We start from the raw sequence: 25441 nt of genomic DNA on the forward strand, positions 1-25441 counted from the left end.
TTGGATAGCCTCAATAATCGGCTGATGAAATTGATTATTTGAGCGAAAAGTAAGGTTGTTTAAGATTTTAGAAAGAGACTTCCGATAATGCCCTTGGTAAGAAGAATGCATTTTTGTATATATTTTTCCTTTGTACTCCCGGTTATTTTTTGTCATGTCCTTAATAATATCTCGAATCATATCAGAGCTAACGATAGGGAATATAGTATCTTGAATGACCCCTTCCGGGTGATCTACGGTTGCTTTTAATAAATTGACAATATGTTTATTTTTCCCTTGGACTTTTTCTAATTCTTCTATTGCTTCCTTTCGGGTTGTATTTTTGGCCTTATTTCCGAATTTAAGCGTAATTTCATCCAATAAATCTGCTAAATAATCAATGACTTCCTCATGACGATGCGAAAATAAAAGGGTAAGAAGGGTATAGCGAATGGGTGCAGGGTGTGCACGCAATTCCGTTACAGTTTCTGTACTTGCACGGAGTCGATATTTCTTTACTAATTTCGGTGTCAAATGATGAAATAATCTTGGTGGTATGTGTAGATGCCGAATTGCTAACAATTTTTTAACTTCCATTTCCATGGTGTTTACACTTGGTTTGCTAGGAGAAGATAAAAGTTGACGAAAGGTTAAAATATCTGATTCCTTTTCCTTATGAAACCCTTCTTCAAAACCTTCTGCTAATACCTCATCAGCAAAAGACTCCAGAAGCGCATCTAATCGTGAATAAGTCTTAGGAGACAGCTGCTGATAAGTCGATTCATATAAGTTCCTTTCAAAAGTATCAATGGCTGAATCAATCATTCGCTTTAAACTTCCATTTGAAGGAGGTTCGACTTTCCACTTGCGAAACAGACTGTATGCCTGACCTTTTAAATAGTCAGTCTCGTGTGTAAAATGAACTTGTTCGTTTAACCAATCTGTCAAAAGACCATTGTCCTTTGCCGTAAGTTCTCTAAAACTGAAGAATTCCCTAATTTGCTTTCGATGGTAAGTAAAATTTCTTTCCTCTGCTCCCCAACGATATTCCTCAAAAAGATCCGCAGACAATTCCAATTGATGCGCTATATATTCAACTACGATCTTAGGAATATCTTGTTTCTTGGATGGGAATCTAGCCTCTTGTTGAAAGTACTTTAATAATACTGCAAATCCTAAACGACTTGCTCCTGATTTATTTCCAATCAGTTTCTTTTCAATAGGTAGTACGGCAAAATGTTCTAGAAGCTCGTCTTCATTCCAATTTCGTTTCATAAATTCTCTTCCCCTAATCTAAAGTAATTACTAATTTGAGTGTAATCTATTGATTAGAGGATGAAAACAATACTTTGCGGTCTAGAGCAGCTACCCTGTCACTAAGCCTTAAAGGAGTAATCGAAAAATAGCGTGAATTTGATTTCATATATCTGTATAAAATATGGTATCCCATAAAAATCACGACTATTTCCTCATATTGAAAATAAAGGAAAGACACCTTTCAACACAGAAATTTATAGGTATCAAAATGGAAGGTGGTAATGGCTCATGAAACAGAAAATGAAAATAATTCTAAGCATTCTGTTGATCTTTGTTCTGGCTTTTGTCCCTTACATTCATGAAAATGGACCTCCTGTTCAAGCAACTGAAGAAGGGGGAACGCTCGTTCAGCAGCTGAACGAACTTTTAAATAATGATCCGAACTTGAAAGGTGCATTGGCAGGTGTCAGTGTACGCTCCGCTTCTACAGGCGACATAATCTACGAGCATATTGGCGATATCCGGTTAAGACCCGCCTCCAACATGAAGCTTTTTACAGCAGCCGCAGCCTTATCAACACTTGGACCCGACTATAAATTCACAACCGAATTGCTGACTGATGGAAAAATAAAAGGGAAAATCCTGCTCGGAAATCTTTATTTAAAGGGAAAGGGAGACCCAACCCTATTGAAATCGGACTTTGACAAAATGGCGAAGGAAATGCAACAATCCGGTGTTAAAATGATCCTTGGTGATTTGATTGGGGATGATACATGGTATGATGATGTCCGCTACTCGACAGATGTATCATGGAGCGATGAAACCGAATATTACGGCGCACAGGTATCCGCGTTAACGGCATCTCCCAATCAAGACTATGATGCCGGAACCGTGATTGTCGATGTAAATCCCGGTGTTCACGATGGCGACCAACCATTGGTTTCATTAACACCGCAAACCGATTATGTACAGATTGTAAACCTTGCAAAAACTGTTCCCGCTGACGGAAAAAAAGAGATCAAAATCGAACGGGAACACGGCTCCAATACGATTACCATTGAAGGAACAATCCCGCTTCAAGCAAGCAGATCGAGAGAATGGGTAGCGGTGTGGGAGCCGAGCGGTTACGCGTTGGACTTATTTAAACAGTCGCTATTAAACCATGGCATCCGAATTTCAGGAAAAGTAAAAATGGGAGCCGCCCCTGAATCGCCGCAGCTGCTGGCAACGCATCAATCAATGCCTCTATCTGAACTGCTTATTCCTTTTATGAAATTAAGCAACAATGGGCATGCTGAAACGCTTGTAAAGGAAATGGGGAAGATTGTAAAGGGTGAAGGCAGCTGGGACAAAGGGCTCGAAGTGATTGAAGCGGAGCTGCCGAAATACGGGGTCAATACCGAAACATTAGTCTTAAGGGACGGATCAGGAATATCGCACGTTAATTTGACTCCGGCTAATGAGCTTTCCAGCCTGCTGTATTCCGTGCAGGGACAAGAATGGTTTTCAGTTTTTCTGAACTCATTGCCCGTTGCCGGTGCGTCGGACAGAATGGCAGGCGGAACATTGCGAAGCCGCATGAAATCGCCACCCCTTCAAGGAAACGTAAAAGCAAAAACAGGCACGATTTCCACGGTTAGCTCTCTATCGGGGTATGTTAAGACGAAAAGCGGAGAAGCGTTAATTTTTTCGATTGTTTTAAATAATTTGCTCGACGATTCAAAAGGAAAAGAAATCGAAGATAAGATTGCTGCAATACTGGCCAATCAATAACTGTGTTCGATTGAAAAGAAAAGGCCAATAATATAAAGGGTCTGCCGGCAACTAAGTGCGACAGACCCAATCAGGTTAAGGTTTCACTAAAATCTTTACTTGATTTTTTTCTCTCATCAGGGCGTTAAAGCCTTTGTCAACAATTTCATCAAGTGTGATCCGTTCAGTAACAAGGTTTTCGGCTGCAAAATAGCCCTGTTTCATCAATTCCATAACTGCCGGGAAGATGTCACGATATGCAATGATAAATCCGATAGTGAAATGATTAACAATGCAACTGTGAAAGGAAGAAGATAATGAGGAATTACAGATATTTATTGGACAAACAATTTCAAGCTAAATCTGTGGCGGATGACTTGCGGATCCAATTAAGAATGAACCGGATGGACGACGATGCAAAGGTAACAGCTGTAGAAAACAGAAATGAAGTTCTCGTTCAGGTTCAGGAAGGCGATAACTCCCTGGAAGAAGTAGTCGGCAGCTTCATGGATAGCTACAATCCAGACGTGATTCTTGAATAATTGCAAGGGGAGGCTTATTTGTCTCCCTTATCTTAAATACAGTTCCAGTGGCCAATCTTATTAATTTATCTATCCTGCAACTTCAATTAAAATAGATAAGAGAATGAATACTGCGAGGAGAATACTTTTTTATGAAATTGGTTTCCTGGAATGTGAATGGCTTAAGAGCCTGTGCTGGAAAAGGATTTTTGGACTATTTTAAAGAGGTGAATGCGGATATATTCTGCGTTCAGGAAACGAAACTGCAGGAAGGTCAAATCAATCTGGATTTAGAAGGGTATCGTCAATATTGGAATTATGCCACGAAAAAAGGGTATTCAGGCACTGCAATATTTTCAAAGGTGGAGCCGCTATCTGTACAATATGGGATTGGCCATGTTCTGGATGACGAGGGCAGAGCCATCACATTGGAGTTTGAAGACTTCTATTTAGTGAATGTTTATACACCGAATTCCCAGCGCGATCTGGCCAGAATTGAGAGGAGACTCGATTGGGAAGACCATATTCGCCAATACTTGATCGAGTTGGATACAATCAAGCCGGTCGTACTCTGCGGCGACTTAAATGTGGCCCACAACGAGATTGATTTGAAAAATCCGAAGTCAAACAAAGGCAATTCCGGATTTACGGATGAAGAACGTGGTAAAATGACCGATTTGCTCAATAGCGGCTTTATCGACACATTCCGTTCCTTATACCCGGACAAGGAAGGTGCCTATACATGGTGGTCGTATATGAACAAAGTACGGGAACGCAATATCGGCTGGCGCATTGACTATTTCATCGTTTCTGAGAGATTGGCAGATTCGATTGAGGACTCAGAAATCCATTGTAATGTAATGGGCAGCGATCATTGTCCGGTAGTATTGAAGCTGGCTTAACGATAAAGAAAAGAGCAAACAAGGAGAACTTTCGATTTTCTCTTTTTGATATAATTAAATTATTGTTTTTTAATAATTTTATGTTTTCAGAAAGGGGAAACTAACAGTGGCATGTCGAAGCCTGGGATAAGGTGCTATTGAGCTTAAAAACAAATCTTGAATCAGGCGAAGGTCTTTTGTGCTGTAATGAATGAAAGAGAAATACTTATATAAAAAGCAAGGATAATTTTTTATAATTTTATCCTTGCTTCTTTTTATGAAACGTTTAAATCGCTACCTTAATCAATAATAGTAAGGTCTTGGGTAGTAGTAAGGGTACGGGATGATAAATGGAAAAATGAAGTACGGATACGGGAATCGGCGGCGGCGAAAACGGCGAAATCTTCTCCGGTAACCGCCATAACCGTAATCGTCATACCCGCCAAATTGTCTGTAATCGCCTGTACTTTCATCAACCTCTTCTGGAACTAACATCGTTACGCCTTCATTGTCGGTATCCTCAATAATCCCTTCAACTCTTGAACCGTCGTTTAAATGGCCAATTACATGATACCACTTATACCTTTCACATCTGCTCCTTACATCCCTAAGGTCTTGATCATTTCCATCCCACTCATTTAGTGGATTAGCATTTTCATTATTATTGTTCATTCTAATGCCTCCTCTCGAAAATAGACTATTCACCTATCATTTCAAACGTTACATCATTTCAACACATCAAAAATATAAAAATATGGAACAAGATTTAGTACTACCACTCGGGTAACTTTTCACAAAAAAATCGAGCAAATCTGAACTGGGAAGTTGCCTTATTATCATCTTTTTAAGCTTATGCTTAAATATGATAGCGCCCAAAAAAATAATTACGGTAATTATTTTTAACAAACAACGAGGTTACTGCTCCAACAGTAACAATCGTTATGACTGAAAAGACAAAGCTTCTGGCCCCTAACGCTTTAAAAGCGATTAGGGCAACAAATCCATCAATCAGAAAAATCACAAGTCCAATATTTATAGATGCTGCCTTCGAGATGATATGCGCCAATAAATCAGTACCGCCAGTGCTTGCCTCGAAGCGGAGCATGATCCCGATTCCGACTCCAATTATGATCCCGCCAAAAATTGAACTAATAAAAATGGGCAGGGGAAATTGGCTTTGTAATGGTGCCAGCCAATCAATAAAAAATGAAGAAACCATCAGGCCTTGAAAACTGCTCATAAAATAATTCCTCTCCTTGAACCACGCATACATACAGAGGGGAATGCTTAACAAAATCATCGAGATCCCGGTCTGGGTATTGAAATAATAATGGAGAATCAGGGCAATCCCTACAATCCCTCCATCCAGCAATTGGTGAGGTATTAAAAAACCATTAATTCCAATCCCTATTAACAGGCTGCCAATAAAAATGGCCGCAATTTTATGAATGATAATGATCACCTTGCTTTTCCATTGTTCACCTGGAACAATATATGCAGAATGTATTTTTCAGTGGGACAACCTTGCAGCCAGAAGGGGAAAAGCGTAAAGACTTGTCTACATATAAATATTTAAGTTGTTCCAAAAAAATACTTCCAATGAAAAAAAAGAGAAAAGTGATAGATGTTATTTTGAATAGAGGGGTGTTGACAAAATGGATTTCCTGCTTTAATATTATCTCGAATTCGAGATATTTGATTTTGAAATATATAGAAATCACTTTTGAAACTTTCCGGCGTATTTACGAGTTCCCAATCGTCCGAAGTAGGTAATTGGACAACATATAAATTAATTCCATTAATAAAAGTGAAGGAGAGAACTACGATGACTAAAAATACAGTGGGGATTCACCATATCACAGCAATCGTTGGCGACCCTCAAGAAAATGTTGATTTTTATGCAGGGGTGTTAGGCTTGCGATTGGTTAAAAAGACAATCAATTTTGACGATCCAGGCACCTATCATCTTTATTTTGGAGACGGGGCAGGAAAACCAGGAACAATTATTACGTTTTTTCCTTGGCCAAACGCTTACAAAGGAAAAACAGGAGATGGCCAGGTTGGTGTTACTTCATACTCTGTTCCAGAAGGCGCGACCGCTTTTTGGGAAAAACGGCTTGAAAAGTTCGAAATTCCTTTTAAGAAGTCAGAACGCTTTGGTGAGCATTATTTACAATTTAATGATCCTCATGGACTGCATTTGGAAATTGTTGAAAGAAAAGAAGGCCAGGCCAATGCGTGGAGTTTTGGCGGGATAAATTCTGACGTTGCGATTAAAGGATTTGCTGGAGCAACACTTTTATCTGCCCGGCCTGAGAAAACAGCTGAACTTCTGGAAAAACGGATGGGTCTTGAACAGGTTAAAAAAGAAGGTGACTTTGTCCGTTTTCGCTCCTTAGGCGAAATTGGCAACGTAATCGATCTGAAACTGTCCTCCACCGGCAACGGAGCAACGGGTGTCGGCACGGTTCATCATATTGCCTGGCGGGCACATGACGACGAGGATCAATTGGATTGGAAAAAACATATTGAAGCTGGCGGATACCAGGTAACACCGGTACAGCCACGAAATTATTTTAATGCAATTTATTTCAGGGAACATGGCGAAATCTTATTTGAAATTGCCACTGATCCACCGGGATTCGCCCTCGATGAGCCAAAAGAGAAAATGGGCGAAAAATTAATGCTTCCCGAATGGTATGAACCGCAAAGAGATAAGATTGAACGCGTTTTGCTACCAGTCAAAGTACGGGAATTAGACTGAATGGATATTGAAAAACCAGGCACCTAATGATAGGTGCCTTTTTGGTCTTATATCACATTCTCACTAATAAAAATCTAAAAGACTACCCTTTGAAAAAAATACGAATATTGAAAAAATATATTAAATGAAATATATTGGTTTTATGAAAAAATACAACCAGGCTGGGTTGAAGAAAAATTCGCCAAGCCTTGGTGAAGTATTAAAACACATACCTGAGGTGATACCTTGCGCCCGATCTTATTAGGAGTTTTTGCGGCATTCTTTTTTTCGGTTACATTTGTTCTCAACAGGTCAATGGAATTGGCTGGCGGAAGCTGGATATGGAGTGCAGCACTGCGGTTTATCTTTATGGTTCCACTTCTTTTATTAATCGTCCTGGCTAGACGAAACCTTTTACCGCTCTTAAAAGTAATGAAGGAACAGCCGCGAACGTGGCTGCTGTGGAGTTTTGTCGGATTCGGATTATTTTATGCACCAATATGCTTTGCTGCTGCCTATTCACCCGGCTGGCTAATCGCAGGGACCTGGCAAATCACGATCATATCAGGGTCATTATTGGCACCGTTATTTATTGAAACGATTCAAACGGAGAATGGTCCGATCAAGATCAGAGGGAAAGTTCCCTATAGAGGCCTTATCATGTCAGTGGTCATTCTGGTGGGAATCGCTCTTATGCAATTTGAACACACAAGCCATATCTCTTTGGGCGCATTATTGTTAGGGATCATCCCGGTTATGATTGCTTCATTTGCATATCCATTGGGGAACCGCAAAATGATGGAAATAAGCAAGGGGCGTTTAGACGCTTATCAACGGGCGTTAGGGATGACTTTAGCCAGCTTGCCTTTCTGGTTCTTGCTTTCTTTTTACGGTGTATTTACCGTCGGCCTCCCAGGAAGTGATCAAGTGCTGCAAGCCGTTTTGGTTGCTATTTGCTCCGGCGTCATCGCGACGGCTCTTTTCTTCAAAGCAACAGATTTGGTGAGGGGAGACATGCAAAAATTAGCTACGGTCGAAGCCACCCAGTCAATGGAGGTTCTCTTTGCATTAGCATTGGAGCTAATCTTTTTATCAATTAACTTTCCATCACTTTTATCATGGACAGGAATTTGTTTAGTCATCCTTGGAATGATTCTGCACAGTTATGTATCTCACAAAAGTACAGGAAACCGTAAGCAGGCAGTTAGCATTTAAATACTTTCAAAAAACTGATTCCAGTTACGGGACCAGTTTTTTTTTGCAAACGCAAAATAAGAAAATCTCATTTAAGTATGAAAAAACCGGTTAAATTTTAATCATATTTTTTAATCATATTATAGAAGGAATCGAATAAGATATGGGGATAGTTGTCCACAGGTGCAGCATAATCATCAGTCCAAATAGATGTCAGGAATGATTCAAATGAAAAAATTCATTCGAAAAAGTGGACTAGTACTTGCCGGGGGCGCAATTCAAGGATTGGGAATGGGAGTGTTCCTTTTTCCCCATGCTATCCCTTCCGGGGGAGCAGGGGGGATCGCCGTGTTGTTAAATTATTTGTTCACAATGAACATCGGGTTTTCTCTTTGGCTTACAAATTTCTCGGCACTGGTACTTGCGATCAAATATCTGGGTAATCGATGCGCCTTATGGACGATGGCCGGGATCAGCATCACATCCTTTTCCATTTACTTTTTTCAGCATAGTTTTCAAATCCCCAACCGGACCCTGGTAGTTGACCTCTTACTGGGATCGATTTTATTAGGGACCGGAGCAGGGCTTTTACTGCGTCAAGGTGTCTCCAACGGTGGAGTCGGCGTTATCGCCCTGATTATCTCGAATGCGCGGAATACCCTTCCCGGAAGACCTTTATTTCTGATGAATTGCAGTATTTTTATCCTTACAGCTGTGATTATTGATTGGAAAATTATTGTACTGGCCTTGGTTAGCCAATGGATTTCAACAAAAATGGTCGATTTGGTATGCGGGATTGATTTTTACCAAGCCTATACCTTCAGCTGGCGGAAAAAATAAGCGGGCCATTAAACGTACTTATAGCGAACAGGGGTATCCTTCTTTTTATGTCCGTCTTTTCCTTCGACATGTATCATCGTTAAGGCAAGCAGCCCCACGATAAATGTAAGGATAGCAATAGATAAAAACATTCCGGTTTTGGACCATTCCATCAAGCGGGTGAAAACAGGCGGGCCAATCGCCACACCGAGGAACCGGACAGATCCGTATAAGGAAGTGACAAAACCTCTGCGTTCCTTTCCGACTGCTCCCGTAATAATGCTGTTAACACACGGAAGGATCAAACCTGTACCAACGCTGCTTACCACTAACACTGCCAGAAACGGCACAAGTTTTTCAAAAAAAATGAGAGACGCATAAGATATCGTCATTAGCCCAAACCCTAACACCACCAGTTTTTTCATCTTCTCCAGATTTTTCCCGATTTTACTGCCAGTTATATATGACGTTGTAACCATAACCAGCAGTGGTATCGCCAGAATCATACCTTTCACAACACCATCTATTTTGTATTGGCTTTCCAATAAATCGGACAAGTAAAAGAGAATCCCGAACAGAGTAAACAGCACGGTTCCTCCAGCCAGATAGGTAGTGAATAGCCATCTTCCTTCAAACTTGAATACGGTTAAAAGACCTCTCACGTATTTTCCCAAAGGAGGGGGTGCTTGCCTGTTTCTTTTCTCTTTGATAAAAATCCATGTTAATAAAATAGAAAAAAAGCATATCGCCGGGAACGCAAAAAATACAGCGTACCAAACAATTAGCCCAAGCAGCGATCCAAGAATAGGAGATAATACCTTTCCCAATCCGTTGGACGCCTCAACGATCCCGAGCACACGGCTTTGTTCTCCTCCTTTAAATAAATCGCCGGTTAATGCCATCGCAAGTGGAGCAGTCCCGGCAGCACCGATTCCCTGCAAGATCCTGCCGAATAAGATCCAGATATATGGAGCCGGAAAAGAAGCAGCTGCAAAACCTGCGAGCAAACCGCCAAGCCCATACAAGATTAAGGCAGGAATAATGATAGCCTTGCGTGAAATCCGGTCAGATAGATAGCCGAGAATCGGAATGGAAATCGCTGCAGCAGAAGAAAAAACAGTTATTGTTAAACTTGTCTGCAATTGAGAAAGGTTCAAAGCGGATTTCATTGCGGGGAAAACCGGGATTAACATCGAGTTTCCCAATGTCATAATCAGCGGTATCGAACCGATTGCCGTAATGGTCATGCCGTTGTTTTTAGCCACTTCGATCTTCACGTCCTTCAGTGTTGTAGTACATTAATTGGAACATTATTTAATGTGCAAAGGAGGGGGAACAAGCCATCCTTTATCTTTTATTATTGTTAATAGTTTTGTCGCATACTCTGCTTTTTGTGTATGGAACTCGCCGTACATTTCGCCTATATCTTCGCGAATGGAGATTCCCATAATATAGCTGCATAGAATCTGCCCGGCCATGATTTCTTTTTGGACAAGAGCAGCGACCTCCGGATCGTTAAACCTTGCTCCAGCCGGGATGTCCTGCACTTCTACATTTGGTCGGTCCGGCGGTGCGGGAGGGAGGCGAATGCCCGTTTCTTTTAGAACAGCTTCAACCTGCTGCGCCTCTTGTGTAAGGCAATTTTCTTGCAAATCCTCTAAAAAGACCTTTAAATCATGATCTCCTGTGTGATTTATTAATACTTGCAATGTTACTAATGTTCCTTTTGTTCCATACAGATGTGACCAAAGATTAAAGACTTCACCAGAATGTAAAGGCTCCTCTTGCGGATTGCCACTTAATATGCCCATGTTATTTACCCCCTTTTATTTATCGTCCTTTAGTTTACCTACATAACAACAATTTATGTCCGTTGATTTTATTATTAGACAGGAACCTGCTTTTCATTTGCCTATAGGCCAAAAAAGACATAAAGGTATTTCCGAAAAGAGAAAGGAGTGGATCATTCGCATGAAAACAAAGAGCTTATTTCTATTTTTAAGCTTTTTTTAATGACGGGAATGCTTCTTTTCGGCTTCAGCAAAGACGAAGATGCAAATGAGGGGAAGGAAAAAGCTCAGATAGGGGATACAGAAAGATCGGTTATCAGAAAAACGGTCCACTCAAATCAATTGCCGATTTAAAGAACAAGACCGTTAGTTTGAACGGCTCCAGTTTACATTACTTACTTGTTAAGGCCTTAGAAAAAGCTGGACTGAGCCTTTTTTTCAGTTACCCTTTACGCCATACAGAATGCAGGCGACACCAATAAAAATCCATATAAATTTCCCAAAAGAAATATTATGAGCTATCCCGAAAAGACCGATTGTCGTTGTAACGATTAAGACGATTGGTCCGATCAAAGCAAGCGAACTGTTAATAATAAGTGCTTTTTCTATTTCATTAAATTTCAGCATTAAAAAAGCCGCAAATATTTCAATACTGCCTGAAAACAATCTTAAAAGAGCCATTCCCATGACGGCCTTTTCGAATAGATTAATCATTTGTGTCCTCCCGATGGTTTATTTCAACACATTATATGCAGGATATGAAAACGAAAGGACAGGTTATTTAAAAATTTGTTATCATAAAAAAGCTGCCGATGACAAATGACAAATCGGCAGCTTTTTTATTCGATTATGATTTTAAAACGACTTTGGTGCCCAAATGATCAATAAACAATTTGCAGACTCCGAAATTAAATGAATTTTCAGTTAAACAAATGATTATATATTCAAATGTTTATTTGAATATAGCTTTGACAATTCCGTAAACGTGTCATAAACTAAATATATATTCAAACATTCATTTGAATGAGGTGGGAATAAATGAGCGAAAAGACATTGGATCCAACCCTTAATGATACTTGCGAAACGTTTTGCTTTGACGAAGATAAAGTAAATCGTGTCAAGGAACGAGTGGACGAGGTAAGGGGTGTAGAATTACTTTTTAAAGCATTATCCGACTCAACGAGAATTAAAATTGCTTATGCTTTAACAATAGAAAAAGAATTATGCGTTTGTGATGTCGCGAATATTATCGGCTCGACAACAGCAACCGCTTCGCACCATTTACGGTTATTGCGAAAAATGGGCCTGGCGGGCTATCGGAAAGAAGGAAAGCTGGTTTTTTATTCGTTAGCCGATGAACATATACATCAGCTCGTTTCAATTGCTTTAATCCATTCAAAAGAAGGTGCAGCAGATGGAGAAATCGTTGGAGGATCATAAACACACTTATCGTTTACAAGGCCTTTCATGCACCAATTGTGCAGCGAAATTCGAGAAAAATATTCGTGATATCCAGTCTGTAAACGACGTTCAACTAAACTTTGGGGCTTCAAAAGTGACGGTCTACGGACATGTCACCGTGGACCAGCTCGAAGAAGCCGGCGCGTTTGACGGGATTAAAGTACTGCCTGAACGTCAGAGAGCCGAACAGGAAAAAGTACCTTTTTGGAAGAATGCTGAAAATAGAAATACATTCATTTCTCTCTTTTTCCTTATCTTTGGTAATGTTTCAATGTATTCAATAGGAGAAGCCCATCCTGCTACAATCTCCATTTTTCTTTTATCGATATTAATTGGAGGCTACAATTTATTTAAAGTCGGATTAAAAAATCTAGTAAAGCTCCAGTTTGATATGAAAACGTTAATGACAATTGCAATTATTGGAGCTGCCCTAATTGGGGAATGGGGTGAGGGAGCAGTTGTTGTTTTCCTGTTTGCCTTAAGTGAAGCATTGGAAAGTTACTCAATGAATAAAGCCCGCCAATCGATTCGCTCTTTAATGGATGTAGCCCCGAAAAAGGCGTTGGTCAAACGAGGAAATCAGGAAATGGAATTGAACGTAGAGGATATTCAAGTCAGTGATATTCTAATCGTCAAGCCGGGCCAAAAATTAGCTATGGACGGCGAAGTGGTTGACGGCCAATCTTCGATTAACCAGGCAGCCATAACAGGCGAATCTATTCCGGTCTTAAAAACAGCCGGAGATGAAGTATATGCGGGTACCTTGAATGAAGAAGGATCGTTACAGGTAAAAGTAACAAAAAGAGTCGACGATACGACCATTGCAAAGATCATTCACCTGGTCGAAGAAGCCCAGGCTGAACGTGCACCAACGCAGGCGTTTGTTGATAAATTCGCGAAATACTACACCCCGGCCATTATGGCCATCGCATTATTTATCGCCATGGTTCCTCCATTATTCATGGCAGGGGATTGGTCTGATTGGGTATACCGTGGTTTGGCCGTTCTCGTCGTCGGTTGTCCATGTGCTCTCGTCATTTCTACTCCAGTTGCGATCGTCACAGCGATCGGAAATGCCGCAAAAAAAGGCGTATTGATCAAAGGCGGCATTCACCTCGAAGAAGCAGGACGATTAAAAGTCATTGCTTTTGATAAAACCGGAACGTTGACAAAGGGAAGACCGGAAGTAACCGATATCGAAGTGTTAAATGACATGAATGAAAACGAAATATTAGGGATTTCCACGGCGATTGAAAAGTTCTCCCAGCATCCATTGGCATCTGCCATTCTTCGCAAAGCTGAAGAAGAAGGTGTTTTTCCGGATGGCTATCCAGCGGAAAATTTTCAATCCATTACTGGTAGAGGCGCAAAAGCGACCGTTAAGGAGTGCACGTATTATATAGGCAGCCCGAAATTATTTGAAGAGATGATGAACTTGACTGCTTCCGTTGAAGAGGAAATAATCAGGCTGCAAAAACAAGGGAAAACAGTGATGCTCATCGGTACAAAGGAAGAAGTAATCGCATTGATTGCTGTCGCTGATCAAGTAAGGAGCAGCAGCGCAAATGTGATTCGAAAATTACACGAAATAGGCATTCAAAAGACGGTCATGTTAACAGGGGATAACGAAGCCACCGGACAGGCAATCGGCAACCAGGCAGGCTTAACTGAAGTCAACGCTGAATTGTTGCCGCAGGACAAACTTGAAGTTGTTCAATCATTAAGAGAGAAATATGGTAAGGTTGCTATGGTTGGAGATGGAATAAATGATGCTCCCGCCTTAGCATCGGCAACTGTCGGAATCGCGATGGGCGGTGCCGGAACAGACACAGCTTTGGAAACGGCCGATATAGCGCTAATGGCAGATGATCTCACTAAATTGCCTTATACGATTCAACTCAGCCGAAAAGCGCTTGGGATTATTAAGCAAAATATAACATTCGCTTTAGGTTTAAAAGTGTTAGCCTTACTGTTCATCATACCAGGCTGGTTAACACTATGGATGGCAATCTTTGCCGACATGGGGGCCACTTTAATTGTGATTGCCAACTCATTGCGGCTTTTAAGAGTAAAATAAAACCCGGTAGGAGGACATTTGATTTCAGCCTGAATAAAGCCGTTTGATGATATCCTTCTAAATTTGAAATCGAATTTTTACATTGTTTATAAAAATTTTCTTAACAGAACGATAATTTTTTGGTATAATATTTAATGTTTTTTAACATAAGTAAGTTCGTTATATATTATACTAGTCGAGAAAAAACGTAAGGTGGTGTTTAAAATGGAAAATCACTCATATCGAGTTTTACTTTATTACAAATATGTTCCGATTGAAGCTCCGGAACAATTTACTATAGATCATTTGAAATTTTGTAAAGAGATTGGTTTAAAAGGACGTATTTTAGTTGCTAAAGAGGGTATTAACGGGACTGTTTCCGGAACGATTGAGCAGACCGAAACATATATGAAAGCGATGAAGCAGGATCCGCGTTTTGCAGATATGGTTTTCAAAATAGATGATGAAAGCGGTCATGCTTTTAAAAAGATGCATGTTCGCCATCGCGAGGAACTTGTGCACCTCGGGTTGGAAGATGACGTTAATCCTGCGGAATTAACAGGTACCTACCTCAGTCCAAAGGAATTTTATGAGCAAATGCAATCTGATGATACCGTTGTAATCGATGCCCGCAATGATTATGAATATGATCTGGGACATTTCAGAGGCGCAATCAGACCGGATATTAAAGCATTCCGGGAGCTGCCGGAGTGGATCCGCCAAAACAAAGAAGCCTTTGCAGGAAAAAAAATCTTAACTTATTGTACCGGCGGGATCCGCTGTGAAAAATTCTCCGGATGGTTATTGAAAGAAGGCTTTGAAGATGTTTCACAGCTTCACGGCGGCATTGTAACCTACGGAAAAGACCCTGAAGTGCGTGGACAACTCTGGGATGGGCAGTGTTATGTATTTGATGAAAGGATTAGTGTCCCGGTTAACCGCGTTGAGCATGTCGTTGTCGGAAGGGACTATTTTACAAACGAACCTTGCGAACGTTACGTCAATTGTGCTAATCCGGAATGCAATAAACAAATCATCTGTTCAGAAGAGAATGAACACTTTTATATGCGTGGCTGCAGCCATGAATGCCGGGTTCATCCGCGAAATCTTTATGTTAAAGAACATAATCTGACAGAAGAAGAAGTAAACTTGAGATTAGCTAAAATTAATGAAAAAAATAGCGTGACACTAGGATAAAAGAGTTTTCTTTTTTATCCTTTTTAACATTAAAAGGATATTTTGGCGATAATAGGGCTTCAATGAGAGATTGGGGAAGATATAAATGAATTGGGGACTGAAGTTAATTTTATTGGCGACGACATGTAAACTGACACAAAAAAACCGCAGATTTGCGGTTTTTTTGTGGAAACGGCTAAATTCTTTTCATAAGGAAAAATGCACGATTATTTAGATTGCAGAACATCATGGTCTACATATCTTTCTCCATTCAGTTCACTAATAATATTAATTGCCACCTTGGCGCCGTCACCAGCAGTAATAATGGTGTGTACGCTTACTCCGGCAGCTGTTCCGGCGGCCCACACTCCTTCAATATTTGTCTTTCCGTCCCGGTCAGCATCCAGAACTGTTTTAATTCTTGGCTCTGTTCCCGGTTTTGTATGAACGCCGATTTTCTCTGCAAGGTCGAGCGCGAGGCCAGTTGCGAGAATTACATGCCTGGCTGTATATGTAGCATTTTCAGTTTGCACTTCAAATCCTTCTTCAGTTTTCTGCAAATTTACTGCCGATCCATTCACGATTTCAGCACCAAATTTTTGCACTTGTTTTTTGCCAATCTCGATCAAGTCCGGACCGGATATTTCCTCTGCTCCATAGTGGTTTTCAAGCCATGCCCGTTTTGTCATCCCTTTATCGTTGTCAATCACCAACGTTTTCTTGCCTGCTTTCGCCGAAAAAATAGCTGCGCTCGCTCCAGCCGGTCCTGCTCCAATAATAGCGATGTCAAACATTTTCTCCACATCCTTTATAAACTGTTTTATTCAAAAACATCGTAAATAAAATGAAATTTTATGTCAATTAATTTGGACCAAGATAAAAATCATAGTTGACTGGATTGACATTCCACCAGCCTCATCCTTTGACTGGGAAAACTCTAAACTTTTGTTGGAATCACTTTACATTCATAGGTGTTTTTTGTTGCAGTTTTGGATAATTCCGCCTGCAATGAAAAATAATAACTCAGTAAGCACATATAAGGAGGGGCTTAAAAAATGGAAAATCAACAAGAACCAATGCATGAAAATATGCATATCGGGGATGTTCCCCAGCAGCTGAATCATGGGGGTCATGAAGTACTTGATGTACACGAAGTTTTATCAGGGACCGTTGACGCTCTTAACACCTATCTGCTGCTTCGCCAATTTGTAAAAGATCCGGAGCTGGTCGATATTATTGACCGCCAATATCGTTTTATGCAGGAAGAATACAACATCACACTGGATTGCTTTAAAACAGGAAGAAACCCTTTCAAACCGACACAAAGCTATAAAATGGAACCGGATAATGATTTTGTATATGGGCTAAAATCCACAGAACCAGTTAAACCGATACAAAACGTTTCGGAATTTAACGAACAAAGCGTTTCAAGCATTTTACTGGGAGCGGTAAAATCGCTGGCGACAGTAAAAACGATGGCCGCATTGGAGTCAACCAATCCGGTCGTTCGCAGAGTGCTCGCCGACTCAATTCCAAACTGTATCGAGATGGCTTATGAAATTTCAATTTACCAGAACAAGCGTCACTACTACCAGGTACCACAATTTGCGCCGCAAGACATGCAAGCAATGTTGAATGCGTACGAACCTGGGCAGGGACAGCCACCAACACAGAACAATAATGTTTCTCATTAGAAAAAAAGAGTGACAGATTATCCCCTGCAGGTAGAAGCAAAAAGAGGACATATTTCGGTATCCTCAAGACATCTATCTGGGAGGGGATTTTTTATATGACCATAAAGACCACTGCGGTAAACAAAAGGACCAAATCATTAAGCCTTTGTATACAGATATGCTATTTTAGACCTCTTGCAGGATTCACCGATTTAAAAGAGAAAAAATACTATTATCCTATTTTCGAAGAAAGGGAATTTCATGACAAAACAATTATGGAAACATGCACTGAAAAATAAATTACTTTCTCTTCCTTACCGTACGAAGCTTGTTCTCGTTTTTTCGCTATTAATCTTATTAACTGCCATTTTTCTGGGAAGTATAACGTACTACCATTTTGCCGGGTCGAGCCAGAAAGAGGCCAAGGAATATCAAATCCAATTGGCAGAGCAAATTAATCGAAATATCGATCGATATTTAAAAGAAATGCAGATTATTTCATTATCGCCTCTTTATGACCAGGAAGTATTAAACATTCTAAATAATCATCTCACGCCAAGTGTAAATACTTCTTTCCCTCCAGCGAATGAAAGGATTGAAATGTGGCGGTATATTTCCAGCCTGATTCATATGAGAAACGAAATCAAAGGGATACATATAATGGGCAATGATGGAACAATATTTAGCAATTTGGATTCAAATACCGTTATGTTGAAAGTATTTGATACAAGCAATGATTGGGTAAAGCAAATCAAGAAAGCAGACGGGGAAAGAGTGATTCTTCCTCTTCACCATCCAAACTATTATTTGGATAAAAACTTGGCGGTTTTTTCAGTAGCAAGGCTTATTAGAGAACCGTCTACAAATAAGCCGCTCGGAATGATTAAAATAGATTTAAAACAGGAATTAATCGAAGAGATTATCAGCAATACAAATACAAAAAGTAATATCTTAATATTAGACAATCATAACCAGCTTATTTATCCAAATAAGGAAGATAAAATGATTGCTCGACCCTTTCTCTCAAAAATCGAAGAGATTAAAATGGATAACTATTCAAAGATCCCAATAGACGGAATAGACTATATGATGGTTTACAATGATTCCGACTACTCGGGAATAAAAGTGATCATGCTTACACCCCGCACTGAAATTTTAAGTGAGGTTAATCAGCTGCGGATATTATTATGCCTGGCAGTTTTATGTGGTATTGCTATTTCCTTTATTTTAGGTTTTGTGTTATCCAAGCCTTTAGTGCGATCGATCCATACACTGCAAAAAGCAATGGCAGAAGTGGAAAAAGGAAATCTTTCAAAACGGGTAGAAAGTTTTTCAGACGATGAAATAGGCCAGCTTGGCAAAGGCTTCAACCATATGGTAGATGAAATTGACCGGCTTGTATCAGAAGTTTACAGGACTAGTCTGCGAGAGAAGGAAGCCGAAATCAGGGCACTTCAAAGCCAGATGAATCCACACTTCCTCTATAACACTTTGGAGTCTATTAATATGCTTGCCATTACAAACGGAAATTTAGATGTTTCCGATATGGTAACTTCTCTTGGAAAACTCTTACGATATACGATTGATAATTCGGCGAAAATCGTGACGTTGCAGGAAGAGTTGTCTTTTATTCATTCTTATATAACCATTCAACAAGTAAGAATGGGGGAGAGCCTCCGGTACAGAGAAGATGTCGATCCTATGTTACGTAATGTGTTAATCCCAAAACTAATGCTACAGCCTCTGATTGAGAATTCCATTGTCCATGGAATAGCAGGAGAAGAAGCCGGTTTGATTCATCTTAAAGCACGAGCCTGTAATGAAGAACTGCAAATTTGTGTTTCAGATAACGGAAAAGGTGTTAATGGCCACATACTTAAAAAGTTAAAGGAATCTTTGCAAAACACCATCGCAACAAAATGGGAAAAACATAATGGCATAGCTTTGCCGAACGTAAATGAACGGATTAAAATTTTATATGGAAAACAGTATGGAATTAATATTCACAGTGAACTGAAAAATGGTTTTAGTGTAAATATGACTTTGCCTATTCAACGAAAGGAGAATGATGGAGTTGAAAGAAGTGTTAATAGTCGAAGATGAGACAATTATTAGACAGGGACTGAAGGTTCTTCTCGAAAAAGTATTTGGTGGTTTTCAAGTAGCAGAAGCAAAGAGCGGGGAAGAAGGTTTATCTCTTATCCGCCAGCGGTTGCCCCATTTAATTATTACCGATATACGAATGGGAGGACTGGACGGGTTCTCATTTATTTCAAAGGTGAGACAAGTGACAGAAGACATTCCGATTATCATTTTAAGCGGTCACAGCGACTTTGAATATGCTAGAACAGCAATACGGTATGGGGTTACAGACTACTTGTTAAAGCCCGTGAATCGAACTGAACTGTCAGAAACCATTTCGAAGCTTTTCAATACGAGGGAAATTGAACATTATGATACATCTAAACAATTTCAAAAAGTCCTTCACTACATAGATGATCATTTGAGCAAGGAGATGACATTAAAGCATATTGCAGAGTATGTGGATCTCCATCCTCAGTATATCGGTCAGTTATTTAGAACCGAACTCAACCAAACCTTTACAGAATATGTGACTGAGGAAAGGTTAAAACGCGCAAAAAAACTATTAAAGGAAACCCAATTAAAGGTATATGAGGTTGCCCAATTATCCGGTTATAAAAGCCCGAAACACTTTATGACTATGTTTAAACAAGAAGTGGGCATGACTCCCGTACAGTACCGCAAATTTTCTTAATCGCTAAAAATCTATGATTAACGAACTTTTTCTTCCTTTCAGAGGATATTTTAGATGGCGATAATTCCTTAAAATGAAACCAAAGGGAGGTCATAAAAAGTGAAAAAATTGGGAATCTTTTTTTTAAGTATTTTTTTGATAGCGTTTACATCAGCCTGCAACAAAAGTGAAGAATCGAATGCAAAAAACGGTGTTCCGAAAGACGAAAATGTGGAATTAACATTTATGATGTGGGGAAATGAAGCGCATCAAGAAGTATATAACGGATTAATCAAAAAATTTAATGAAAAACACCCAAACATAAAAGTGAAAATGGAGAGTGTGCCATTTCCAGATTACCAGCAAAAAATTACAGTCTTAGCTGCCGGAAGAGAGCTGCCTGATGTTGGCTGGGTCGCAGAACGCATGGTACCACAATTTATGGATAATGATATTTTAGAAGACGTCTCATCCTTTAAAAAGGACCAGGAATACAACATAGATGATTTCTTCCCAACTACGTTGGAATTGTTTGAGAAAGATGATCATTTATATGGAATACCATTTTCAACTCCGCCAATGGTTCTTTTTTATAACAAAGATTTGTTTGTAAATGCAGGCGAAAAAACTCCTAATGAACATGTTGAAGCAGGAACGTGGACATGGGAACAGTTTGAGAAATCAGCGAAAGCAATCTCTTCTGATGGAGTATACGGTGCAAACCTGTTCCGCGACTGGAATACATGGATTGCCCTTTTATCGCATACATGGAGCTATGGTGGAGACTTGTTCAATAAAGACCAAACAAAATTTACATGGAATAGCCCTGAGGGAGTTGAGTCACTAAAAATGCTCGACCGGATGATGTTTACTGATAAATCTCATCCGAAAGCTGGTGAGCAGGTTAGCTTTGAATCAGGAAAAATAGGTATGTTCTTTGACGTATACAGCTATGTTTCCCGCGCCCGTGAAGTAAAAGACTTTACATTTGATATTGCACCGCTTCCGGAAGGACCGGAAGGCAGATTTCCGATGTTAGGCCAGGCGGGTTATTCAGTCTTCAAAGGATCAAAGCATCCAGAAGAAGCGAAAGAGCTTCTTAAATTCTTTACAAGTGAGGAAGGCATTAAAGCTACTTCGACCTTTTTTGTCCCGCCGCGTGAGTCCGTCCTTGCTTCTGATGAATTCATCAACCAACCAAATAATCCACCAAAGGAAAGCATTCAAAAAGCCGTTTTAGATGAAATGGATAACGCACGACTGCAAGCCGGCCACACGAATTGGCAAAAGATAGATAGTGCCATTCAATTTGGGTTTGATGAATTGTTTGGAGAGCTAAAAGAGCCGGAAGAGATACTCAAAGGGATGGAAGAAAAAATTAATCCTTTGATGGAGTAATAGATGGGTGCGGTTAAACCTTACAGGGCTTAACCGCTTCCCTTTTAATGAGGGGTGAACTTATGTATTCTTCTTTGCAAAATCTATTGTATGAGAAAAAAATCTCATTGATCGCAAGTCTTCCGGAGAATAATCCGATACTCGCCAGAGCAGCCATTCAAGCAGGGGCTGATGCGATAAAAATGCATGTAAATGTTCAGCATCAGGCTTCGGGAAACAGCTTTGATGCAACTGAAGTCTATCAAGATCAATTTCGCGAAATTAGAGGTGGTTTTTCCGGCCCGATTGGGATTGTTCCTGGTGGTGCCTGTGAAGCGATTACTGCAAGTGAAATGGAGCAGTTAACCGAATTAGGATTCAATTATTTTTCAATTTATGCGCATCACATGCCAACATGGATGCTGAATTTAAACAATTTCGAAAAAACGTTTGCTATATCGTGCGATTATTCTCCAGATGGCATAGGGGAAGTAACACATCTTGGAGTAACGGCACTTGAAGCTTCCATAATACCGGGCAGTGAATATGGAAGTCCACTGACCTTCCGGGATATTCTCGCTTATAATTCGCTGGTTCAACATACGGATATCCCTGTCCTTGTCCCTTCCCAACGAAAGCTTGCACCGTCAGATATCCTGTCATTATACAAAGCAGGGGTAAAGGCTGTTATGTTAGGAGCAATCGTGGTTGGGAAAACAGAAGAAAGTATAAAAAGTGCCGTTTCTTCTTTTAGGGATGCGATTGATTCGCTGTAAAGGAGGTGGGAGAGTTGGAAATGAATATAGAAATAAAAGAAAACTTGCCAGCAAAAAAAGAAATAAAAAAACGTCGGAAATTCGTCGGAAGTGAAGCGTTTTACGGTTATTTATTTGTCAGTCCGATGGTGTTTGGCTTCGTGTTGGTCATGTTATTTCCTTTAGTTTATTCGATATATATGAGTTTCACAGATTGGCAGCTGCTTGGAGATCCTAATTTTATAGGAACAGAAAATTACCGACGTTTGGCAAATGACCCGGATTTTTTAGTCGTTTTGAAGAATACCCTTATTTTTTCAGCAGGTCTTGTGCCCATCAACATTGTTCTTGCTCTTTGTTTAGCTATGTTGTTACAACGCAATTTACCGGGAATGGGTATATTCCGGACCGCGATTTTTATCCCTGTTATGACATCGATTGTCGTCTGGTCGATCATTTGGAAGTATATGTTTGGAACCGATGAAGGGTTCATCAACCAAATCCTTCGTGTATTCGGAGTGGAAGGGCCAGCATGGTTGTATGATCCCGACCTTGCCATGGGAGCTGTCATATTTGTCAGTGCAGTGAAAAATGTAGGTTTAAATATGGTTTTATTCCTGGCTGCATTGATGCAAGTAGACAAAAATCTATATGAAGCATCTTATTTGGATGGTGCCAATAAGTGGCGGCAATTTTGGCATGTAACACTCCCAATGATTACCCCAACTGTCTTTTTAACCTTGATATTAACGGTAATTGGATCAATGAAGGTATTCGGCCAAATCTATGTAATGACCAATGGGGGACCGGGTAATCACACAAAAGTACTTGTTTACTATATATGGGAAAACGCCTTTAAATTGTTTGACTTTGGGTACGCATCTGCAATAGCCATCGTGCTATTTGCGATTATTTTATTGTTTACTCTGATCCAATGGTGGGCCAGAAGAAGGTGGGTTTTTCATGAACAATAAAAAGACAAACGGAATTTTCGCGCGTATTTCATTTTATGGCGTATTAACGATCATCTCACTGATTATGATCGTACCATTTTTGTGGATGATTAATACATCATTTAAGGACTCCACTAAAATATTCTCGTTTCAGTTTATTCCGAATCCATTTCGTTGGGAAAACTATTTAGAAGTATTAAAATCAACACCATTTCACCTTTTTTATTTTAATAGTTTTTATATTGCAGTCTTAGTGACGATTGGAACAATATTTTTAGGTTCGCTTGCAGGGTATGCATTTGCAAAACTTAAATTTCGTGGAAGCTCTATTTTATTTCTTTGCTTGCTTAGTACGATGATGATTCCTGTTGAAGTTATCACTATTCCGCTTTTCTTATTCATGAGAGACTTGGGGCTTATAAACACACATGTTCCTTTAATTACAATTCCTATTTTAGGACCGGCGGGGGTTTTCGGGGTGTTTGTCATGAGACAATTCTTCCTGTTGGTGCCAAAAGAGCTTGAAGAAGCAGCAAAATTGGACGGCTGTTCTTATTTCCGGATTTATTGGAATATCATGCTTCCGTTAGCCAGGCCAGCGATTGCAACATTAACGATTTTTACATTCTTAACTAGCTGGAACGAATTCTATGAACCGCTTATTTATATTAACACAAAGGAACTGATGACTTTGCCACTGGCTCTGGCCTTATTTACCGATGAGGTTGGAACAAGGTGGGAATTATTAATGAGTGCATCTGTGATGGCAACCGTTCCGTTATTAATCATCTTCTTCTTTGCCCAGAAGCAGTTTATTGAAGGTGTAACGATGACTGGAGGGAAGTGATTGTTGGTAAAAGAGAGTTGAAAAAGTGTGCTTCAAATATATAAAAGGGTGTGTTTTTTTGAATAAAGTACTAGAATACGATGTCGTAGTAGCAGGCGGCGGTCCGGCAGGCATTAATGCGGCCATTGCTTCAGGAAGAGCAGGTGCATCGACGCTTCTGACAGAACGTTATGGGTTTTTAGGAGGCATGTCGACTATTGCACTTGTCTATCCATGGATGACCTTTCATACTCAGTCTGGTAAACAGGTCATTAAAGGGATTGCCCAGGAGATCGTTGATCGGTTAATGGCATGTGGAGGTTCCCCGGGCCATTTGCGCGATACAGTAGGGTTTACCCATACAGTTACTCCCTATCATCCTGAAAAATACAAGCTTTTAGCTCTAGAAATGCTGGAAGAAGCAGGAGTTGACGTACTCGTTCATAGTTTCGCAGATAAAGTAGAAGTGCAAGGCAGCAAGATCACATCTATTCATTTAACTACAAAGTCGGGGCCCATTCCCGTTTCTGCTAAACAATACGTTGATACTACAGGGGACGCGGATATTGCTTATTTGTCAGGCGCACCTTGTTTAAAAGGGAGAGAAAGCGATAACAAAACCCAACCGATGACGATGAAATTTCGGATGCGGGGTGTCGATCTCGCCAAAGTGAAGGAAGCAATGAAGGCCAATCCGGAAAACTTTTATAAGAAAACGCCCATTGCTGAATTAGATGTACTTCCGTTAACAGGGGTACAAGGCTTCTACAAAGAATGGAACGCATCCGGGGTACCGATCAACCGGGACCAAGTATTATTTTTTGCCGGGCCGGAAGAAGACGAGGTGTTAGTGAATTGTACCCGTGTTCAGGGGCTGGATGGAACAGATGTGTTTGATTTATCAAAGGGTGAAAAAGAAGGCAGAAAACAAGTATTAATGATGGCGGAGTTTTTACAAAATAAAATACCCGGTTTTGAAAAAGCATCAATTTCAGCAGTAGGATCGCAAATTGGCATCCGCGAGACCCGAAGAATTGAAGGGTTATACACTCTTACACTTGAGGATGCGATTACAGGAAAAAAATATAGAGATACGATTGCGCTTAGCGGTTATCCAATTGATATTCATGATCCGACCGGGAAGGGCGTCCAGGCAAATGACATAGAAGGGGATGGAAGCTATGGAATTCCATTCAGGTGTTTAGTACCGAAAATCATTGACAATTTATTAGTGGGAGGTAGATGCATTTCTACGACACATGAAGCTCTTGCAACGACAAGACTTTCTCCCAGCTGTATGGCAACCGGGCAAGCAGCTGGAACTGCAGCAGCTCTTTCGATTATTGACAATGTATCTCCACGGGATCTGGATATTACAAGGCTTCGGAATTATTTAATAGAGAACGGAGTGGTTCTATAATATGGTACAAATTTAACTCAGAGCAATATATGTTTTGCAGTTGTCAAAAGATT

At 40.1% G+C, this 25441-nt stretch carries 25 protein-coding genes and 1 pseudogene; 18 read left to right on the forward strand and 8 right to left on the reverse strand.

From position 1 onward, the window contains the following. Positions 1-1254: DUF4158 domain-containing protein (locus CU633_RS03670; protein WP_142383390.1), on the reverse strand; the 1254-nt coding region annotated here is incomplete at its 3' end. A 270-nt stretch (positions 1255-1524) separates the two neighbouring features. Here CU633_RS03670 and dacB point away from each other — a divergent pair. After that, positions 1525-3009, forward strand: coding sequence for a D-alanyl-D-alanine carboxypeptidase/D-alanyl-D-alanine endopeptidase (dacB, locus tag CU633_RS03675; protein WP_101658384.1), 1485 nt, complete (start codon positions 1525-1527; stop codon positions 3007-3009). Positions 3010-3084: 75 nt separating this feature from the next. Here dacB and CU633_RS03680 read toward each other — a convergent pair. Beyond that, positions 3085-3261 (reverse strand): annotated as a pseudogene (locus CU633_RS03680) (butanediol dehydrogenase); the annotation flags it as partial. 44 nt (positions 3262-3305) lie between these two features. Here CU633_RS03680 and CU633_RS03685 point away from each other — a divergent pair. Beyond that, positions 3306-3530, forward strand: a complete 225-nt coding sequence (locus tag CU633_RS03685) for a hypothetical protein (protein ID WP_101658385.1) — start codon at positions 3306-3308, stop codon at positions 3528-3530. Positions 3531-3661: 131 nt separating this feature from the next. Continuing rightward, positions 3662-4411, forward strand: a complete 750-nt coding sequence (locus CU633_RS03690; RefSeq protein WP_101658386.1) for an exodeoxyribonuclease III — start codon at positions 3662-3664, stop codon at positions 4409-4411. 282 nt (positions 4412-4693) lie between these two features. Here the strand turns inward: CU633_RS03690 and CU633_RS03695 are convergent, their stop codons facing one another. Next, positions 4694-5062: a hypothetical protein gene (locus CU633_RS03695; protein WP_101658387.1), complete on the reverse strand. Its 369-nt coding sequence runs from the start codon at positions 5060-5062 to the stop codon at positions 4694-4696. Positions 5063-5246: 184 nt separating this feature from the next. Beyond that, positions 5247-5852, reverse strand: coding sequence for a YitT family protein (locus tag CU633_RS03700; RefSeq protein ID WP_101658388.1), 606 nt, complete (start codon positions 5850-5852; stop codon positions 5247-5249). 363 nt (positions 5853-6215) lie between these two features. On the opposite strand from CU633_RS03700, the gene CU633_RS03705 reads away from it, so the two are divergent. From CU633_RS03705 to CU633_RS03715, 3 genes are all read left to right on the forward strand, one after another. Beyond that, positions 6216-7154 (forward strand): ring-cleaving dioxygenase, encoded by a 939-nt coding sequence (locus tag CU633_RS03705; protein ID WP_101658389.1) that lies wholly within the window; start codon positions 6216-6218, stop codon positions 7152-7154. A gap of 225 nt (positions 7155-7379) precedes the next feature. Then, positions 7380-8348 carry a DMT family transporter gene (locus CU633_RS03710; protein WP_101658390.1) on the forward strand — a complete coding sequence of 323 codons (969 nt, stop codon included), beginning with the start codon at positions 7380-7382 and terminating at the stop codon, positions 8346-8348. Positions 8349-8555: 207 nt separating this feature from the next. After that, on the forward strand, positions 8556-9167 hold the full coding sequence (locus CU633_RS03715) for a YitT family protein (RefSeq protein ID WP_101658391.1): 612 nt from the start codon (positions 8556-8558) through the stop codon (positions 9165-9167). Positions 9168-9175: 8 nt separating this feature from the next. On the opposite strand, the gene CU633_RS03720 is transcribed toward CU633_RS03715, so the two are convergent. Continuing rightward, entirely contained in the window at positions 9176-10417 is a 1242-nt protein-coding gene (locus CU633_RS03720; protein ID WP_101658486.1) for an MFS transporter, read from the reverse strand. 39 nt (positions 10418-10456) lie between these two features. Next, positions 10457-10957, reverse strand: coding sequence for a DUF3231 family protein (locus CU633_RS03725; protein ID WP_101658392.1), 501 nt, complete (start codon positions 10955-10957; stop codon positions 10457-10459). A 147-nt stretch (positions 10958-11104) separates the two neighbouring features. Between CU633_RS03725 and CU633_RS03730 the strand changes: the two genes are divergently transcribed. Continuing rightward, positions 11105-11290 carry a hypothetical protein gene (locus CU633_RS03730; protein ID WP_101658393.1) on the forward strand — a complete coding sequence of 62 codons (186 nt, stop codon included), beginning with the start codon at positions 11105-11107 and terminating at the stop codon, positions 11288-11290. 84 nt (positions 11291-11374) lie between these two features. Here the strand turns inward: CU633_RS03730 and CU633_RS03740 are convergent, their stop codons facing one another. Continuing rightward, positions 11375-11650, reverse strand: coding sequence for a YqhV family protein (locus tag CU633_RS03740; protein ID WP_101658394.1), 276 nt, complete (start codon positions 11648-11650; stop codon positions 11375-11377). Between the two features lie 324 nt (positions 11651-11974). Here CU633_RS03740 and CU633_RS03745 point away from each other — a divergent pair, with 324 nt between their 5' ends. From CU633_RS03745 to trhO, 3 genes are all read left to right on the forward strand, one after another. Next, positions 11975-12376, forward strand: a complete 402-nt coding sequence (locus CU633_RS03745; RefSeq protein ID WP_101658395.1) for an ArsR/SmtB family transcription factor — start codon at positions 11975-11977, stop codon at positions 12374-12376. Beyond that, positions 12351-14474 carry a heavy metal translocating P-type ATPase gene (locus CU633_RS03750; protein WP_101658396.1) on the forward strand — a complete coding sequence of 708 codons (2124 nt, stop codon included), beginning with the start codon at positions 12351-12353 and terminating at the stop codon, positions 14472-14474. Before CU633_RS03745 ends, CU633_RS03750 begins: the two co-directional genes overlap by 26 nt. A 204-nt stretch (positions 14475-14678) precedes the next feature. Beyond that, on the forward strand, positions 14679-15650 hold the full coding sequence (gene trhO / locus CU633_RS03755; protein ID WP_101658397.1) for an oxygen-dependent tRNA uridine(34) hydroxylase TrhO: 972 nt from the start codon (positions 14679-14681) through the stop codon (positions 15648-15650). A gap of 206 nt (positions 15651-15856) precedes the next feature. On the opposite strand, the gene CU633_RS03760 is transcribed toward trhO, so the two are convergent. After that, positions 15857-16423: an FAD-dependent oxidoreductase gene (locus CU633_RS03760; protein ID WP_101658398.1), complete on the reverse strand. Its 567-nt coding sequence runs from the start codon at positions 16421-16423 to the stop codon at positions 15857-15859. 261 nt (positions 16424-16684) lie between these two features. On the opposite strand from CU633_RS03760, the gene CU633_RS03765 reads away from it, so the two are divergent. The 8 genes from CU633_RS03765 to CU633_RS03805 all read left to right on the forward strand — a co-directional run bounded on the left by CU633_RS03765 (position 16685) and on the right by CU633_RS03805 (position 25388). Further along, positions 16685-17323 (forward strand): spore coat protein, encoded by a 639-nt coding sequence (locus CU633_RS03765; protein WP_101658399.1) that lies wholly within the window; start codon positions 16685-16687, stop codon positions 17321-17323. A 240-nt stretch (positions 17324-17563) separates the two neighbouring features. Then, a complete protein-coding gene (locus tag CU633_RS03775) occupies positions 17564-19405 on the forward strand; it encodes a sensor histidine kinase (RefSeq protein ID WP_101658401.1) in 1842 nt (613 codons plus the stop codon). Then, complete coding sequence (locus CU633_RS03780) at positions 19386-20078, forward strand: response regulator transcription factor (RefSeq protein ID WP_257958481.1); 693 nt, start codon at positions 19386-19388, stop codon at positions 20076-20078. The genes CU633_RS03775 and CU633_RS03780 overlap by 20 nt, the downstream gene beginning before the upstream one ends. Positions 20079-20177: 99 nt before the next feature. Continuing rightward, positions 20178-21455 carry an ABC transporter substrate-binding protein gene (locus CU633_RS03785; protein ID WP_101658403.1) on the forward strand — a complete coding sequence of 426 codons (1278 nt, stop codon included), beginning with the start codon at positions 20178-20180 and terminating at the stop codon, positions 21453-21455. Between the two features lie 62 nt (positions 21456-21517). After that, positions 21518-22210 (forward strand): hypothetical protein, encoded by a 693-nt coding sequence (locus CU633_RS03790; RefSeq protein WP_101658404.1) that lies wholly within the window; start codon positions 21518-21520, stop codon positions 22208-22210. 20 nt (positions 22211-22230) lie between these two features. Beyond that, on the forward strand, positions 22231-23163 hold the full coding sequence (locus CU633_RS03795) for a carbohydrate ABC transporter permease (RefSeq protein WP_101658487.1): 933 nt from the start codon (positions 22231-22233) through the stop codon (positions 23161-23163). Continuing rightward, positions 23153-23989, forward strand: a complete 837-nt coding sequence (locus CU633_RS03800; protein WP_101658405.1) for a carbohydrate ABC transporter permease — start codon at positions 23153-23155, stop codon at positions 23987-23989. Before CU633_RS03795 ends, CU633_RS03800 begins: the two co-directional genes overlap by 11 nt. Positions 23990-24047: 58 nt before the next feature. Then, entirely contained in the window at positions 24048-25388 is a 1341-nt protein-coding gene (locus CU633_RS03805) for an FAD-dependent oxidoreductase (protein WP_101658406.1), read from the forward strand. Positions 25389-25441: the final 53 nt, after the last annotated feature.

This window comes from Bacillus sp. V3-13 (assembly GCF_002860165.1).
Lineage (GTDB): Bacteria > Bacillota > Bacilli > Bacillales > Cytobacillaceae > Bacillus_BJ.